A 15,704-nucleotide genomic window follows, 5' to 3' on the forward strand; every position below is an offset into this window, starting at 1 on the left:
AAACGGAACGGGAACATGCTATAGGCCTGTCGTGACGCCGCCGATCACTGCAACGCTTCCGCCGCTGTTCGCCGACTGGTTCGCCGGTCGGGGCTGGTCGCCGCGTCGGCATCAGCTGGAAATGGTGGCGGCGGCGCAGGCCGGAAAGCACGCCCTGCTGGTGGCGCCGACGGGCGGAGGCAAGACTCTGGCGGGCTTCCTGCCCAGCCTGATCGATCTGGCCGAGCGCGGCCCGAGGCCCGAGGCCGGGCAGGGATCAGGCGTTCACACCCTCTATCTGTCGCCGCTGAAGGCCCTGACCACCGACGTCGAGCGCAACCTGATGACGCCCATCCGCGAGATCGGGCTGAACATCCACGTCGAGAGCCGCACCGGCGACACCAAACAGTCGAAGAAGCAGCGCCAGCGCGACTTCCCGCCCGACATCCTGCTGACCACGCCGGAGCAGTTGGCCCTGTTCTGCGCCTGGGAGGGGGCGAGGGACTATTTCGCCGATCTGAAGTGCGTGGTGCTGGACGAGGTCCACGCCATCTGGAGCGGCAAGCGCGGCGACCTGCTGGCGCTGGGGCTGGCGCGGTTGCAGACGTTCGCGCCTGAAATGCGTCGGGTGGCGTTGAGTGCGACGGTGGATGATCCGCAAAAGATCGCCGACTGGCTCTCCCCTTCTCCCCTTGTGGGAGAAGGTGGCAGGCGGAGCCTGACGGATGAGGGGTCTCGGGACGTTGCCGAGGCTTCTTCATCTCGCCCTGGAGGCACCCCTCATCCGAGCCCTTCGGGCCCACCTTCTCCCACAAGGGGAGAAGGGATTCGCGTCGTCCTCGGCGACCCCGGCGCGCCGCCGGTGGTGGACGTGCTGGTCTCGGAAGGCCGGGTCCCCTGGGCGGGCCACACCGGCATTCACGCCATCCCCGAAGTCTATGACGCCATCCGGCGCGCAGGGCTCAGCCTGATCTTCGTCAACACCCGCTGGCAGGCCGAGTTTGTGTTCCAGTCGCTGTGGGCGATCAATGAGGACGACCTGCCCATCGCCCTGCATCACGGCTCCCTGGCCGCCGAGCAGAGGCGCAAGGTCGAGGCGGCCATGGCGCGCGGCGACCTGAAGGCCGTAGTCTGCACCTCGACGCTGGACCTCGGCATCGACTGGGGCGATGTCGATCTGGTGATCCAGCTGGCCGCGCCTAAGGGGGCCAGCCGTCTGGTCCAGCGGATCGGCCGGGCCAACCACCGACTGGACGAGCCGTCGCGCGCCCTGATGGTCCCGGCCAGCCGCTTCGAGATGCTGGAGTGTCAGGCGGCGCGCGAGGCCGTGGCCGAGAACGCCTTCGACTGGGAGCCGGAACATACGGGCACGCTGGATACGCTGGCCCAGCATGTCATGGGCTGCGCCTGTTCGGAGGCCTTCGACCTGCCCGACCTGTTCGCCGAGGTGACGACGGCCGGTCCCTATCGCGGCCTGAGCTATGAGGCGTTCGAGGAGGTGGTCGATCTGGTCGCCACCGGCGGCTATGCGCTGCGCACCTATGACCGTTTCGCCCGCATCGTGCGAACCCGCGACGGCAAATGGACCGTCCGCAACGCCCAGATGGCCCAGCGACACCGGATGAACGTCGGCGCCATCGTCTCGGCCGCCAATCTGAACGTGCGCGTCGCGGGGCGGCGCGGGGGCGGCAAACACCTGATCGCAGGCCGCAAGATCGGCGAGGCCGAGGAATGGTATTTCGAGCAGATGACGCCGGGCGACACCTTCGTCTTCGCCGGTCAGGTCTGGGCCTTTCAGGGCATCGTGAAAACGGACGCCCTGGTCTCGCCCGCCGTCGATAAAGACCCGAAGATTCCCTCCTACGGCGGCTCGAAATTCCCTCTGGGCACCTCCCTGGCCGAGCGGGTGCGGCGCATGGTGCAGGACCGCGACCACTGGCGCGTCCTGCCGTACGACGTGCAGGAGTGGCTGGAGCTTCAGGCGTTGCGCAGCGCCATCCCCGAAGCGCAGACCCTGCTGGTCGAGACCTTTCCGAGGGGCACGCGGCATTTCCTGGTCGCCTATCCGTTCGAGGGGCGGCTGGCGCACACGACCCTGGCCATGCTGCTGACGCGGCGGCTGGACCGGATGGGCGTCGGGCCGCTGGGCTTTGTGGTCACCGACTACTCGCTGGCCATCTGGTCGATCCGACCGATGGACGACCTCGATCTGGACGCCCTGTTCGAGCCGGACATGCTGGGCGACGATCTGGAGGCCTGGCTGGAGGAAAGCTTCATGATGAAACGGTCCTTCCGCAACTGCGCCCTTATCTCGGGCCTGATCGAGCAGCGCCAACCGGGGGCGGAAAAGACCGGGCGGCAGGTGACGTTTTCCACCGACCTGATCTACGACGTGCTGCGTCGCCATCAGCCCGATCACCTGCTGCTGAGGACGGCGCGGGCGGATGCAGCGACGGGCCTGCTGGACGTGGCGCGGCTGGGCCAGTTCCTGAGCCGCATCCACGGCCGCATCATGCACAAGGCGCTGGACCGGCCCTCGCCCTTCTGCGTGCCGGTGCTGGTGCAGATCGGACGCGAACGGGTCGTGGGGGACGCGGCGGAAATGATCCTTGATGAAAGCGCCGAGGCCCTGATCGCCGAGGTCATGGAAGACGCGCCCGAAGCGCTGAAGGGGGCGGCGTGAACGCGGCCTTGCGGGAAATCCTGTCGCCCTATCGTCATCCGTGCGGCGGGTTGAAGCTGACGGTCAACGGCGAAGCCTGCGTGCTGCGCTGCTCCGGAGCCCTGTGGTTGCCGGGGCGTCAGACCCTGATCGCTTCGGACCTGCATCTGGAGAAGGGCTCGGCCTTCGCGGCGCGCGGGCAGATGCTGCCGCCATACGACAGCCCCGCCACCTTGGCCCGGCTGGAGGCCGAAATCGACGCGCTGGACCCGCGCGCGGTCGTCCTGTTGGGCGACAGCTTCCATGATTCAAAGGCTGTGTCGCGCATGGACGGCGCCCAACTGGCGCGGCTGGAGAGGCTGGCCGCGGGTCGCGACTGGATCTGGCTGGAGGGCAATCACGACCTGGACGCCCTGGCCGGCGCGCTGGCCAATCCCTTCAAGCGCCTGCCCGGGCGGGTGGTCGAAACCCTGGCGCTGGGCGGCCTGTTCCTGATCCACGAGCCGCAGCCCGACCCCGCGCAGGGCGAGGTGGCGGGCCACCTGCATCCCGCCGCTCGCGTCGCCGCCTATGGACGAGGCGTGCGCCGCCCCTGTTTCGTCACCGACGGACGGCGGCTGATCATGCCCGCCTTCGGCGCCTTCACCGGCGGCCTGGATGTGCGCGATCCGGCGATCGCGGGATTGTTCCCAACCCCGCCCCTGGCCGCGCTTCTGGGGCGGGACAAGGTTCACGCGGTGGCGTTCGAAACCCTCAGGTGACCTTCCTGGCTACGGTCACCCCCAGGACGAGGAAGACCACGAAGACGATCAGCGCCAGGACAGCCAGGAATTTGGCGATGCCCGCCGCCGCGCCCGCGATCCCGCCGAAACCCAGCAGACCGGCGACAAGGGCGATGACGGCGAAGATGAGCGCCCATTTCAGCATGTCGGAAACCTCCGCTTTTCACCTCAGGCCAACGAGCCGCGTGAAATGGAGGTTCCGCCTGACCGAAAGGCGACGCCTCTCAGCTGACGTGCGGCGTGATGATGCCCAGCGGCAGGGTGGTGACGTTCTTGACCCCGCGAGTGACGATGTGGCTCTCGCAATTGGAGACGATTCCCAGCGTCAGCAGCTTGTCGCGCAGGAATTGATCGAAGGCGTGCATGTCGGTGGTGATGATGCGCAGGACATAGTCCTCGCGGCCGGTGATGGTGGCGCACTGCACGACTTCGGGCCAGCCTTCGACGGCCTGTTCGAAGATCTGCAGGTTGTCGCGCGTCGGCAGGCTCAGCTTGACGATGGCGTAGACTTCGAAGTCCAGGCCCAGAAGTCCGGCGTCCAAGAGCGTGACACGCTTGCGTATCAGGCCAGAGTCCTCCAGTCTCTTGATCCGGCGCCAGCACGGCGAGGCCGACAGGCCGACGCGATCGGCGACCTCGGCGACGGACAGGCCTGCGTCCTGTTGAAGGATGTCGAGGATGCGTGCGTCGATGGGGTCGAGTTCGTCGGCCAAAGGCTTTCTCCGAATTAGCTTTCTGCGCAATAAAATACCCCAAATCAGCATTTGGCAAGGGTGTTTTTGGGAGAGCTAACAGTGAGCCGACATGCTATGCCCTGCTTCATAAGGAAACGCGGCCGGTTCAACCGGACGGGAGGCATTGATGAAGAACACCCCGACGCTGTCGCTGCGCGTCCCGGAGCCTTCGGGCCGGCCGGGCGACACGCCTGATTTCAGCCACCTGAAGCTCGATGCGCCGGGCGCGGTCGACCGCCCGGACGTCGGCACGGCCCCCGCCGAGATGCGCGACCACGCCTTCCGCCTGATCCGCGTTCTGGACGATGAAGGCAAGGCCGTCGGCCCCTGGAATCCCAAGCTGGATCCCGAGACAATGCGTCGCGGCCTGAAGGCCATGATCCTGACGCGCGCCTTCGACGACCGGATGCACCGCGCCCACCGTCAGGGCAAGACCAGCTTCTACATGAAGTGCACCGGCGAAGAGGCCATCGCGGTCGCCCAGGGCATGATCCTGAGCCGCGAGGACATGGGCTTCCCCACCTATCGCCAGCAGGGCCTTCTGATCGCGCGCGACTATCCGCTCGCGACCATGATGAACCAGATCTATTCGAACGCCGAAGACCCCATCAAGGGCCGCCAGCTGCCGATCATGTACTCGGCCAAGGACTACGGCTTCTTCACCATCTCGGGCAATCTGGGCACCCAGTATGTTCAGGCCGTGGGCTGGGGCATGGCCTCGGCCATCCGCGGCGACGACAAGATCGCCATCACCTGGATCGGCGACGGTTCGACCGCCGAGAGCGACTTCCACTCGGCCCTGACCTTCGCCGCCGTCTATCGCGCGCCGGTCATCCTGAACATCGTCAACAACCAGTGGGCCATCTCGTCCTTCCAGGGCATCGCCGGCGGGCTTGAGACCACCTTCGCGTCCAAGGGCATCGGCTATGGCCTGCCCGCCCTGCGCGTCGACGGCAACGACTTCCTGGCCGTCTGGGCCGCGACCCAGTGGGCCGAGGAGCGCGCCCGCACCAATCAGGGCGCGACGATCATCGAGCTGTTCACCTATCGCGGCGCCCCGCACTCGACCTCGGACGACCCCAGCCGCTACCGCCCCGGCGACGAGCATGAGAAGTGGCCGCTGGGCGATCCGATCGCCCGCCTGAAACAGCACCTGATCGCTATCGGCGAATGGTCCGACGAACAGCAGGAAGAGGCCGAAAAAGAAACGGTCGAAAAGGTCCGCGCCGCCGCCAAGGAATCCGAGGCCGTCGGCACGCTGGGCCAATCGCGCCCCAGCGTGAAGACCATGTTCGAGGAGGTCTATGCGACCGAGGACTGGCGTCTGGTCGAACAGCGCCGCGAAGTAGGAGTCTGAGTGATGGCCGAGATCAACGACAAGATTGAAGCCGACATGGTCGACCAGAAGGACGCCCCGGCGTCGGTCGCCCCGGACGCTCCCGCCATTGCGCCGATGAACATGATCCAGGCCCTGAACTCGGCCCTGGACGTCAAGATGGCCGAAGACCCGACTGTCGTTTCCTACGGCGAGGACGCGGGCTATTTCGGCGGCGTCTTCCGCGTCACCGACCATCTGCAGAAGAAGCACGGCCTGAACCGCAGCTTCGACGCCCCGATCTCGGAAACCGGCATCGTCGGCACCGCCATCGGCATGGCCGCCTATGGCCTGCGCCCGGTCGTCGAGATCCAGTTCGCCGACTACATCTATCCGGCCTACGACCAGATCGTCTCCGAAGCGGCCAAGATGCGTTATCGCTCGGGTGGCCAGTTCACCTCCTCGATGGTGATCCGCAGCCCCTATGGCGGCGGCATTTTCGGCGGCCAGACGCACAGCCAGTCGCCGGAAAGCTTGTTCACCCACATCGCCGGTCTGAAGGTGGTGATCCCGTCCAATCCCTATGACGCCAAGGGCCTGTTGCTGGCGGCGATCGAGGACGACGATCCGGTCATCTTCTTCGAGCCCAAGCGCCTCTACAACGGCCCCTTCGACGGCTGGCACGAAAAGCCGGTCAGCCCGTGGAAGGCGCAGGAACTGGCCCAGGTCCCGACCGGCAAATACGTCGAGCCGATCGGCAAGGCCCGCGTGATGAAGGAAGGCTCCGACGTCACCATCCTGGCCTATGGCACCATGGTCTGGGTGGCGCTGGCGGGCGCCGAGCATGCGGGCGTGGACGCCGAGGTCATCGACCTGCGCACCCTGGTTCCGCTGGACATCGAAGCCATCGAGGCCTCGGTCAAGAAGACCGGCCGGTGCGTCATCGTGCATGAGGCGCCGAAAACCTCGGGCTTCGGCGGCGAACTGAGCGCGCTGGTGCAGGAGCGTTGCTTCTATCACCTGGAGGCGCCGGTGGCGCGCGTGACCGGCTGGGACACGCCCTATCCGCACGCCTTTGAATGGGAATATTTCCCCGGACCGCAGCGGGTCGCCGACGCGCTGAAAGCCGTCATGACGGGAGGTCGCTAAGATGGGTCGTTTTGTTTTCAAGCTTCCTGACGTCGGCGAAGGCACCGCCGAGGCCGAGCTCGTCGGCTGGCACGTCAAGGTCGGCGATACCGTCGCCGAGGATCAGATCGTCGCCGACGTCATGACCGACAAGGCCACGGTCGAACTGACCAGCCCGGTCGCGGGCGTCGTCACCGCCCTGCACGGCGAGCCCGGCCAGATGATGGCCGTGCGCGGCCCGCTGGCCGAGTTCGAGGTCGAGGGCGAAGGCAACGCCACCGCCGACGAACCAGCCCCTGCGCCGGTCGCCGCCGCGCCCGAGCCTGCTTCGGCTCCGGTCGAAGCGCCGAAGGTCGAGGCCACCCCGGCCCCGGTCGCCGCCGCCGGCGCCAACCACGTCTTCAAACTGCCCGATGTCGGCGAAGGCACGGCCGAGGCCGAGCTGGTCGGCTGGCACGTCAAGGTCGGCGACGCGGTTCAGGAAGACCAGATCCTGGCCGAGGTCATGACCGACAAGGCGACGGTCGAACTGACCAGCCCGGTCTCCGGCGTCGTCGTCGCCCTGCACGGCGAAGCCGGTCAGCAGATCGCCGTCGGCGGCCCGCTGGTCAGCTTCAAGGTCGAGGGCAAGGGCAATGTCGCCGAGGCCCCCGCCGCCGCTCCGGCGCCCGCCGCGAAGGCCGAAAAGGCCGCGCCGGCTCCGGTCGCCGCACCGGCCGCCAAGCCTGCTGCTGCGCCCAAGGCCGACGCCAAACCCGTTCCGGCCCTGACCGGCCGCCAGCCGGGCGAGCGCCCGCTGGCCTCGCCCGCCGTGCGCAACCGCGCGCGGGATCTGGGGATCGACCTGGTCTTCGTACCGGGCAGCGGCCCCGCAGGCCGCATCGAACACGCCGATCTGGACGCCTTCGTCGCGCGTGGCGGCACGTTCGCCCCCGCCACAGCCTCGGGCGGCTCGCTCTACGCCAGGGCCGAGGGAACCAACGAAGTCCGCATCATCGGCCTGCGCCGCAAGATCGCGGAGAAGATGGCCGAGAGCGTCCGTCGCATCCCGCACATCACCTATGTCGAGGACATCGACATGACGGCGGTGGAAGAGCTGCGCGCCCACCTGAACGCCCAGAACAAGGGCACAGGTCGCGCCAAGCTGAACGTCCTGCCCTTCATCGCCCGCGCCATCGTCGTGGCCCTGAAGGACCAGCCGAACATCAACGCCACCTATGACGACGAGGCGGGCGTGCTGACCCAGCACAACGCCGTCCACCTAGGCATCGCCGCCCAGACGCCGAACGGCCTGATGGTCCCGGTCGTCCGCCACGCCGAGGCGCGCGACGCCTATGACACGGCCGAGGAGATCGCCCGCGTCTCGGGCGCGGCCAAGGACGGCAGCGCCAAGCGCGAGGAACTGTCCGGCTCGACCATCACCATCACCTCGCTGGGCACGCTCGGCGGCGTGGTGCACACGCCCATCATCAACCACCCCGAAGTCGCCATCGTCGGTCCGAACAAGATCGAGGAGCGCGTCGTGGTGCGGAACGGCCAGATGGTCGTGCGCAAGATGATGAACCTGTCCTCCAGCTTCGATCACCGCATCGTCGACGGCCATGACGCGGCGGTCTTCGTGCAGAAGATCAAAAACCTGCTGGAGAATCCGGCGACCTTGTGGATGTAGAGCGGAATGCGAACGTCGCTCGCAGCAGCCATTGGCGCATGCATACTGTGCCTCTTGGGACCGAGCGCCACCATCGCCTGCACGGTGATGTTCGATGCTGACCATTCTGCAGATCTTGCAAGGCAGCGCTTGCATTGGGATCAAGCTGACAGCGTCGTTTTGGCTCGGCTCGATGGACGTGCTTGGCTCACGCGCGACCATGCGCGGCTAACCTGGCGCACCGTGGCGATCATCAAAGGGACTGTCGGCCCCGACGAGATCCACCGTATGCGGCATATCAACGGCGTCGACAGGGAATGCGGCTTCTTTCCTCCCGAGCGCGGCACGGTCGTGGTGCTCTATCTGAGACGTAACGGCTTGCCGACACGTCTTCTTCCCAACTCTGGCTGGTCCATCATCGACAGTGATGGACCTCGTTTCATCTACGATCCGCGTATCGCCGAAGCTCTTCGGGTAGCAGCTGATCGACTAAGGAGCCTGAACAGGTGACCCAGACCCTGAAAACCAAAGTCCTGATCATCGGCGCCGGGACCGGCGGCTATGTTGCAGGCATCCGTTGCGGCCAGCTGGGGCTGGAGACCGTGCTGGTGGACGCGTCGCCCGGTCTCGGCGGCACCTGCCTGAACGTCGGCTGCATCCCGTCCAAGGCCATCATCCACGCCGCAGGCAAGTTTGAGACGGTGGCCAAGGCCGCGTCTGACGCGGGCACGCTGGGCATCACCGCCTCGACCCCGGCCATCGACCTGTCCAAGACGGTCGAGTGGAAGGACGGCGTGGTCAAGAAGCTGAACGCCGGCGTCGCCGCCCTGCTGAAGAAGGCCAAGGTCAAGGTCATCAAGGGCTGGGCCGACTTCTCGGACGCCAAGACCTGCACCGTCAAAACCGATGACGGCGACATCCGCATCACCGCCGAACGCGTCATCCTGGCCACGGGGTCGGAGCCGGTCGAACTGCCCTTCCTGCCCTTCGGCGGCGACGTGATCTCGTCCACCGAGGCCCTGAGCCTGCCGGAAGTGCCGAAGAAGCTGGTCGTCGTCGGCGGCGGCTACATCGGCCTGGAGCTGGGCATCGCATTCCGCAAACTGGGCGCCGAAGTCGCCATCGTCGAGATGGCCGAGCGCATCCTGCCGCTCTACGACAAGGCCCTGACCGACCCGGTCGCCAAATGGCTGGAGAAGCACGGCGTCCAGCTGCTGCTCGGCGCCCGCGCCGGGGGCTTTGGAGACGGCAAGCTGAACGTCACCGACAAGGACGGCGCCCCGATGCAGCTGGACGCCGACAAGGTGCTGGTCACCGTCGGCCGCCGCGCGCGGACGAAGGGCTGGGGCCAGGAGAACATGGGCGTGGCCATGAACGGCCCGTTCGTGAAGATCGACGAGCGCTGCGCCACCAGCATGAAGAACGTCTGGGCCATCGGCGACCTGACCGGCGAGCCCATGCTGGCGCACAAGGGCTCGGCGCAAGGCGAAGTCGTGGCCGAGATCATCGCCGGGCATGATCGCGTCTTCGACCCGACCACCATCGCCGCCGTCTGCTTCACCGAGCCGGAGATCGTCTCGGCGGGCCTCGGCCCCGACGACGTCAAGGGCCGCGACGACGTGATTCAGGCGGTCTTCCCCTTCGCCGCCATCGGCCGCGCCCTGGCCATCGAGGCGGGCGAGGACGGCGGCTTCGTCCGCGTCATCGCCTCGAAGACGGACCACCGCCTGCTGGGCGTCCAGGCCGTCGGCCAGCACGTGTCGGAGCTGTCCAACAGCTTCGCCCAGATGCTGGAGATGGGCGCGGTGCTGGAGGACGTGGCCGGAACCATCCACGTCCACCCGACCCTGGGCGAAGCCTTCCACGAGGCGTCCCTGCGCGCGCTGGGCCACGCCATACACATCTGAGGGCGCTATCGCTCGCGACGCGGTCGCTCGCTGCTTGAGCGCAGCTGAGGGCGCTATGCTCGGGTCGCGGACCCTCGCGACTTGAGCGCAGTCGAGCAGGCCGCGGTCGTCGGCCCTTCGGGACCTCCCAACCCGACCCGGCCTGAGCATCCTTCTCCCCTTGTGGGAGAAGGTGGCCCGTCAGGGCCGGATGAGGGGTCTCTCCGAAGCTGGATGAAGGCCGGGGATTTGAGGTCGCGAAACCCCTCATCCGACCTCGCTCCGCTCGCCCACCTTCTCCCACAAGGGGAGAAGGAACGCGTCTGTCCGCCTCGGCGTGACCGGGCGGCGGAAGGGCTGGGCGGGGCGCCGGGGCTTCGCCCGGAGAAGATGTGATTTACCGTTTCGACGAAGGCCGACGCCCCGCGCGAAGAGTCGGACATGAGCTCGGGGCAGGCGCCGTTGTTCGCGGCTACCCCCGGCGCCCATGACGGGCAGGCCGCGCGACGACGCGGTCCTGGAACGGTCCGAGTAACCCCCTCGACCCTGGCCGGAGCCTCTCTGACGGACGGGTCGAACGCCCCGTCGCTAGACCCCGTCGGCTCCGCGTCCCGATGTCTGCGGCCGGTCGCGCTTGCGCACGGCTTGAGGCCGCGGAACGACGTTGGAGGCGTTCGCCTCGTTCCGCCGCCCACAGGACATCCTGAACCGCCCGCCCGAACCGTCGCCGCCTTCCGCTGGGGTTCCCCTTGCCCGGCGCGCGCGATGGGAGGCCGACGGTCCGACACGGACCCCGTTCTCTCCGCTCCCGCCGCCGCTTCGGTTCGCCGGCCGAGCGAGCCCTCCCCTGCGACGGGACGAGGGGCAGGATGCGGGAGGCGGGAGGTGGGGCGGGGAGATGAGGACGAGCGGGGCGCGGAGGCGGGAAATATCAGGCGCTGCGAAGCCTTGATGTGAAGGCCGGCGGATTTTCCTTCTCCCACAAGGGGAGGCGGTCCCGCTTGCCCACGGCCGACGAAAGACCGACCCTTGGCGCAAACGGGAGGCTTCGATGAGCGCGCAGACCCATTACCTGGCCGTCTTCACCAGCGACAAGACCGGCCCCAAATGGCGGGCCTGGCGCGCCATGAGCGAGGCCGAGCAGGCCGAGACGGCCCGCCTCGGCGTCGCCGCCGTCGCCGCCTGGGAAGAGGCGCACCGCGACTCCATCGTCTTTCAGGGCGGCCCGCTGGGCCCGACCAAACGCATCGACGACGACGGCGCCGTGAGCGACGTGGTCAACCTGCTGACCGTCTTCATGGTCGTGCGCGCCGACAGCCACGAGGCGGCGACCCGGCTGTTCGAGAACCACCCGCACATGAACCCCTTCCCCTGCGACGGAGTGGAGGTGATGCCGGTGCTGGGGTGAGGCTCAGTCGGCGCCCGGCGGCGGGGTCCAGTCCGGGTCGGGAAACCAGTCGGCGGCGAGGTCGCGCCAGTCGGGGTTGTCCTTCTCGATCAGGGCCAGCTTCCAGTCGCGCAGCCACTTCTTGATGCGCCGCTCGCGCCGGATCGCATCAAGCATCAGGGCGTGCTGCTCGAACCAGACCAGACGGGTGCAGTCATAGGCGTCGGTGAAGCCGGAAAAGGCGCGCGTCCTGTGCTTCCACACGCGGCTTTCCAGATTGGAGGTCGAGCCGGCGTAGAGCGTCCCGTTGCGCCCGCTCGCCATGATGTAGGTCGCGATGAAGGTGCGATGGGTCGCCATGCGCACAACCTATGCCGCTCCCCCTCTTTCGTCATCCTCCGGGCCGCGCGCAGCGCGGAACCGGGGGACCCAGCGGCGCCGAAGGCGATGTTAGCACGGCCGCCGAGCGTGGATCTTTCGCGCTCCCGCGCGCCGCTGGGTCCCCCGGTCTGCGCCGCTGACGCGGCTTGCCGGAGGATGACGGAATAAAGAGAGCGAATCCGACGCGGATCAACGCAACTCCGAGGCTGGGGCCACCACGCTTACCGAAATATCGCCCGAGGCAAACCCACCGACTTCGACATACGTGGTCTCCTTCACGTCATAAAAGACCACAACACCTTCTTTAGATCCCGCTTCGTGAAGGTAACTCATCATCTGAGCAACGCCAGCATCGCGCCAACTCTCTCCATACCGCCATCGCTTCAGCTCCACAAAAACTGAAGCCCCCTTACCCAAAACAACCATATCGACGCGATTACGAGAATCACCTACACCAACGTCAGTAACAACTTCAAAATCTGGAAGCAAAGTTGAAATATATCCCTCCAATCCACCCAGAAGTCTAGTTTCACTTACGCTTTCAGACTGAGAGATTGGCTGATTGGAGAAAAAATCAACTACAAGCTTTCTAATCAAAAATCCGAGATATGGCGCGTCAACCGCACCGGAATCAACGACCTCAGGAACAGGAGCCGCAACCTCCTTCACAGCCTCCTTGGCTTCTTTAAATGATATGAAACCAGAAACTTGCCGAATAAGAAGTTTCGAAAACGCAGAAACCGAAACAATAGCTAAAAAAGCTTCATCTTGATCAAAGAAAAGATTGTAATCATGTGTTGACGGATTCCTCCAGTTCGTCCTGTAGTCCTTCAACTGGGCCAAAACCCTGTCTTTGAAAATCTTCTTCTGCTCTAGATACTTCTCAATAGACGCCGGCGTTTTTCCAGAGGGGTCTTTTTCTGCGAGAACTCTATACGCCTCCTTGATGCTCCCCTCGAACGCTTGGTTAGTTCGATAGATCGCATCATTAAAAGCCGAGTCCTCCCCTTCGGCTTGCCCCCGCGCCAGATGACGATAAGCGATCTCGATATGATGCAACACAGCCTTCAAGCCAGCAGTATGCTCGCCGTCTGGCACGGCCTCGATATCAGCCCGTATCGTTTGCAAAAGATCCACAGAACACGGATACGGCAGCTTGCCTGAACCGGTCAAGCTACCCTCAGTGCACCCTAGCCTTGCCGATCTCCAGCCCGTCCGCGCCGGCTGACACGGCCACAACCGACCCGTCCTCGATCTCGCCGGCCAGCAGCTTCTTCGCCATCGGGTCGACCAGCTCCTTTTGGATGACGCGCTTCAAGGGGCGAGCGCCGTACACCGGGTCGTAGCCCTTGTCGGCGAGCCAGGTCAGGGCGCTGTCGTCCAGGGCCAGCGTCAGGCGACGGTCGGCCATCAGCTTTTCCAGACGCGCCAGCTGGATGCGGACGATGCCGCCCATCTGTTCGCGGCCGAGGCGGTGGAACAGGATGATCTCGTCGATGCGGTTCAGGAACTCGGGCCGGAAGTGGGCGCGGACCTGTTCCATGACCAGCGGGCGAACGGCCTCGACGTCCTCGCCCTCGGGCTGGTCGGCCAGATACTGGCTGCCCAGGTTGGAGGTCATGATGATCAGGGTGTTCTTGAAGTCGATGGTCCGGCCCTGGCCGTCGGTCAGGCGGCCGTCGTCCAGCACCTGCAGAAGCACGTTGAAGACGTCGGGGTGGGCCTTTTCGACCTCGTCGAACAGCACGACCTGATAGGGGCGGCGACGCACGGCCTCGGTCAGGGCGCCGCCCTCGTCATAGCCGACATAGCCGGGAGGGGCGCCGATCAGACGCGAGACGCTGTGCTTCTCCATGTATTCGCTCATGTCGATGCGGGTGATGGCGTTGTCGTCGTCGAACAGGAAGCCGGCCAGCGCCTTGGTCAGCTCCGTCTTGCCGACGCCCGTGGGGCCGAGGAAGAGGAAGCTGCCCAGCGGCTTGTTGGGGTCGTTCAGACCGGCGCGAGCGCGGCGCACGGCGTCGGAGACGGCGGCCAGGGCCTCGTCCTGACCGACCACGCGGCGACCCAGTTCGTCCTCCATCTTGAGCAGCTTCTCGCGCTCGCCCTCCAGCATCTTGTCGACGGGCACGCCGGTCCAGCGGCTGACCACGGCGGCGATCTGTTCGGCGTCGACGACTTCGGGGGTGAGCGGGGCGGCGACCGCCGCCTGGGACTCTGAATCCGCGAGTTGCTTCTCCAGTTGGGGGATCTGGCCGTAGGCGATCTCGGACGCGCGGCCCAGGTCGCCGGCGCGCTGGGCCGCGGCCAGTTCGAGGCGCAGGCGGTCCAGGGTCTCGCGCACCTGGGCGCCCTGGCCGACCTTGTCCTTCTCGGACTTCCAGCGGGCGGTCATCTCGTCCGACTGGCCCTGCAGGTCGTCGATCTCGTCTTCCAGCTTCTCAAGACGGTGATGGGAGGCGGTGTCGCTCTCCTTCTTCAGCGCCTCGCGCTCGATCTTGAGCTGGACCAGGCGGCGGTCGATCTCGTCCAGGGCCTCGGGCTTGGAATCGACGGCCATGCGCACGCGGCTGGCGGCCTCGTCGATCAGGTCGATGGCCTTGTCCGGCAGGAAGCGGTCGGTGATGTAGCGGTTCGACAGGGTGGCGGCGGCGACGATGGCGCTGTCGCTGATGCGCACCCCGTGGTGGACCTCATACTTCTCCTTCAGGCCGCGCAGGATGGAGACGGTGTCCTCCACCGACGGCTCCTCGACGAAGACCGGCTGGAAGCGACGGGCCAGGGCCGCGTCCTTCTCGATGTATTTGCGGTACTCATCCAGAGTGGTGGCGCCGACGCAGTGCAGTTCGCCGCGCGCCAGGGCGGGCTTGAGCAGGTTGGAGGCGTCCATGGCGCCGTCGGTCTTTCCAGCGCCGACCAGGGTGTGCATCTCGTCGATGAAGAGGACGATCTGGCCCTCGGCGGCGGCGACCTCGTTCAGCACGGCCTTGAGGCGTTCCTCGAACTCGCCGCGGTATTTTGCGCCGGCGATCAGCGCGCCCATGTCCAGCGACAGGACCTTCTTGTCCTTCAGGCTTTCGGGCACGTCGCCGTTGACGATCCGCAGGGCCAGGCCCTCGACGATGGCGGTCTTGCCGACGCCGGGTTCGCCGATCAGGACGGGGTTGTTCTTGGTGCGACGGGCCAGGACCTGGATGGTGCGGCGGATCTCCTCGTCGCGGCCGATGACGGGGTCGACCTTGCCGTCGCGCGCGGCCTCGGTCAGGTCGCGGGCATAGCGTTTCAGGGCGTCGAAGCTGTCCTCGGCGCCCGCGCTGTCGGCGGTCTTGCCCTTGCGGATTTCGGCGACGGCGTCGTCCAGCTTCTTAGGCGTGACCCCGGCGGACTTCAGCGCTTCGGCGGCGGCCCCGCCTTCCTTGGCGATGGCGGCCAGCAGGCGTTCGGTGGTGACGAAGGCGTCGCCCGCCTTCTTGGCGGCCTCTTCGGCGGCGTTGAAGACGCGCGCCAGGTCGCCGTCGAGGTAGAGCTGGCCCGAGCCGCCCTCGACCTGGGGCCGCTTCTTCAGCAGGCCTTCGGTGACGGCTTCGGCGGTGGCCGGGTCGCCCCCGGCCTGATCGATCAGCTTGCGGGCCAGGCCGTCGCGCTCCTCGAGCAGCACCTTCAGCAGGTGTTCGGGCGCGAATTGCTGGTGACGGCGGGCCAGGGCCAGCGACTGGGCGGACTGGACGGCCTGTTTGGCGCGGTCGGAATAGAGGTCGAGATTCATGGCGTTCGGTTTCCCCTCGGGAGGCGGATGTCGACT

The 15,704-nt window shown here is 66.5% G+C and carries 13 protein-coding genes; 8 read left to right on the plus strand and 5 right to left on the minus strand.

Features of this window, described 5'->3' with window-relative positions:
* Positions 1–31 precede the first annotated feature (31 nt).
* Both V8J38_RS15710 and pdeM read left to right on the plus strand, forming a co-directional pair.
* Complete coding sequence (locus V8J38_RS15710; RefSeq protein ID WP_338577055.1) at positions 32–2,662, plus strand: ligase-associated DNA damage response DEXH box helicase; 2,631 nt, start codon at positions 32–34, stop codon at positions 2,660–2,662.
* Positions 2,659–3,402 carry a ligase-associated DNA damage response endonuclease PdeM gene (gene pdeM, locus V8J38_RS15715; protein WP_338577057.1) on the plus strand — a complete coding sequence of 248 codons (744 nt, stop codon included), beginning with the start codon at positions 2,659–2,661 and terminating at the stop codon, positions 3,400–3,402. The genes V8J38_RS15710 and pdeM overlap by 4 nt, the downstream gene beginning before the upstream one ends.
* Here the strand turns inward: pdeM and V8J38_RS15720 are convergent.
* Together V8J38_RS15720 and V8J38_RS15725 are read right to left on the minus strand one after the other, a co-directional pair.
* A complete protein-coding gene (locus V8J38_RS15720; protein WP_338577059.1) occupies positions 3,395–3,568 on the minus strand; it encodes a DUF1328 family protein in 174 nt (57 codons plus the stop codon). The genes pdeM and V8J38_RS15720 overlap by 8 nt on opposite strands.
* Positions 3,569–3,647: 79 nt before the next feature.
* Positions 3,648–4,136: an Lrp/AsnC family transcriptional regulator gene (locus tag V8J38_RS15725; protein WP_291782849.1), complete on the minus strand. Its 489-nt coding sequence runs from the start codon at positions 4,134–4,136 to the stop codon at positions 3,648–3,650.
* 148 nt (positions 4,137–4,284) lie between these two features.
* Here V8J38_RS15725 and V8J38_RS15730 point away from each other — a divergent pair, with 148 nt between their 5' ends.
* The 6 genes from V8J38_RS15730 (at position 4,285) to V8J38_RS15755 (ending at position 11,542) form a co-directional block, all read left to right on the plus strand.
* Complete coding sequence (locus V8J38_RS15730) at positions 4,285–5,514, plus strand: 3-methyl-2-oxobutanoate dehydrogenase (2-methylpropanoyl-transferring) subunit alpha (RefSeq protein WP_338577061.1); 1,230 nt, start codon at positions 4,285–4,287, stop codon at positions 5,512–5,514.
* A gap of 36 nt (positions 5,515–5,550) precedes the next feature.
* A complete protein-coding gene (locus V8J38_RS15735) occupies positions 5,551–6,621 on the plus strand; it encodes an alpha-ketoacid dehydrogenase subunit beta (protein ID WP_422388347.1) in 1,071 nt (356 codons plus the stop codon).
* A gap of 1 nt (position 6,622) precedes the next feature.
* Complete coding sequence (locus tag V8J38_RS15740) at positions 6,623–8,269, plus strand: 2-oxo acid dehydrogenase subunit E2 (RefSeq protein ID WP_338577064.1); 1,647 nt, start codon at positions 6,623–6,625, stop codon at positions 8,267–8,269.
* A gap of 6 nt (positions 8,270–8,275) precedes the next feature.
* Positions 8,276–8,758 (plus strand): hypothetical protein, encoded by a 483-nt coding sequence (locus tag V8J38_RS15745; RefSeq protein ID WP_338577065.1) that lies wholly within the window; start codon positions 8,276–8,278, stop codon positions 8,756–8,758.
* Entirely contained in the window at positions 8,755–10,155 is a 1,401-nt protein-coding gene (lpdA, locus tag V8J38_RS15750) for a dihydrolipoyl dehydrogenase (protein ID WP_338577067.1), read from the plus strand. Before V8J38_RS15745 ends, lpdA begins: the two co-directional genes overlap by 4 nt.
* Before the next feature lie 1,030 nt (positions 10,156–11,185).
* Positions 11,186–11,542, plus strand: a complete 357-nt coding sequence (locus tag V8J38_RS15755; protein ID WP_338577069.1) for a hypothetical protein — start codon at positions 11,186–11,188, stop codon at positions 11,540–11,542.
* Positions 11,543–11,545: 3 nt separating this feature from the next.
* Here V8J38_RS15755 and V8J38_RS15760 read toward each other — a convergent pair whose 3' ends face one another.
* The 3 genes from V8J38_RS15760 to clpB all read right to left on the minus strand — a co-directional run bounded on the left by V8J38_RS15760 (position 11,546) and on the right by clpB (position 15,668).
* Positions 11,546–11,881 (minus strand): GIY-YIG nuclease family protein, encoded by a 336-nt coding sequence (locus V8J38_RS15760; protein WP_338577071.1) that lies wholly within the window; start codon positions 11,879–11,881, stop codon positions 11,546–11,548.
* 210 nt (positions 11,882–12,091) lie between these two features.
* The gene (locus tag V8J38_RS15765; protein WP_338577073.1) at positions 12,092–13,075 is read right to left on the minus strand and encodes a hypothetical protein; all 984 of its coding nucleotides are present in this window, start codon (positions 13,073–13,075) and stop codon (positions 12,092–12,094) included.
* 7 nt (positions 13,076–13,082) lie between these two features.
* Positions 13,083–15,668: an ATP-dependent chaperone ClpB gene (gene clpB, locus V8J38_RS15770; RefSeq protein ID WP_338577075.1), complete on the minus strand. Its 2,586-nt coding sequence runs from the start codon at positions 15,666–15,668 to the stop codon at positions 13,083–13,085.
* Between the last annotated feature and the right edge of the window lie 36 nt (positions 15,669–15,704).

This window comes from Brevundimonas olei (assembly GCF_037055245.1).
Taxonomy (GTDB): Bacteria; Pseudomonadota; Alphaproteobacteria; order Caulobacterales; family Caulobacteraceae; genus Brevundimonas; species Brevundimonas olei.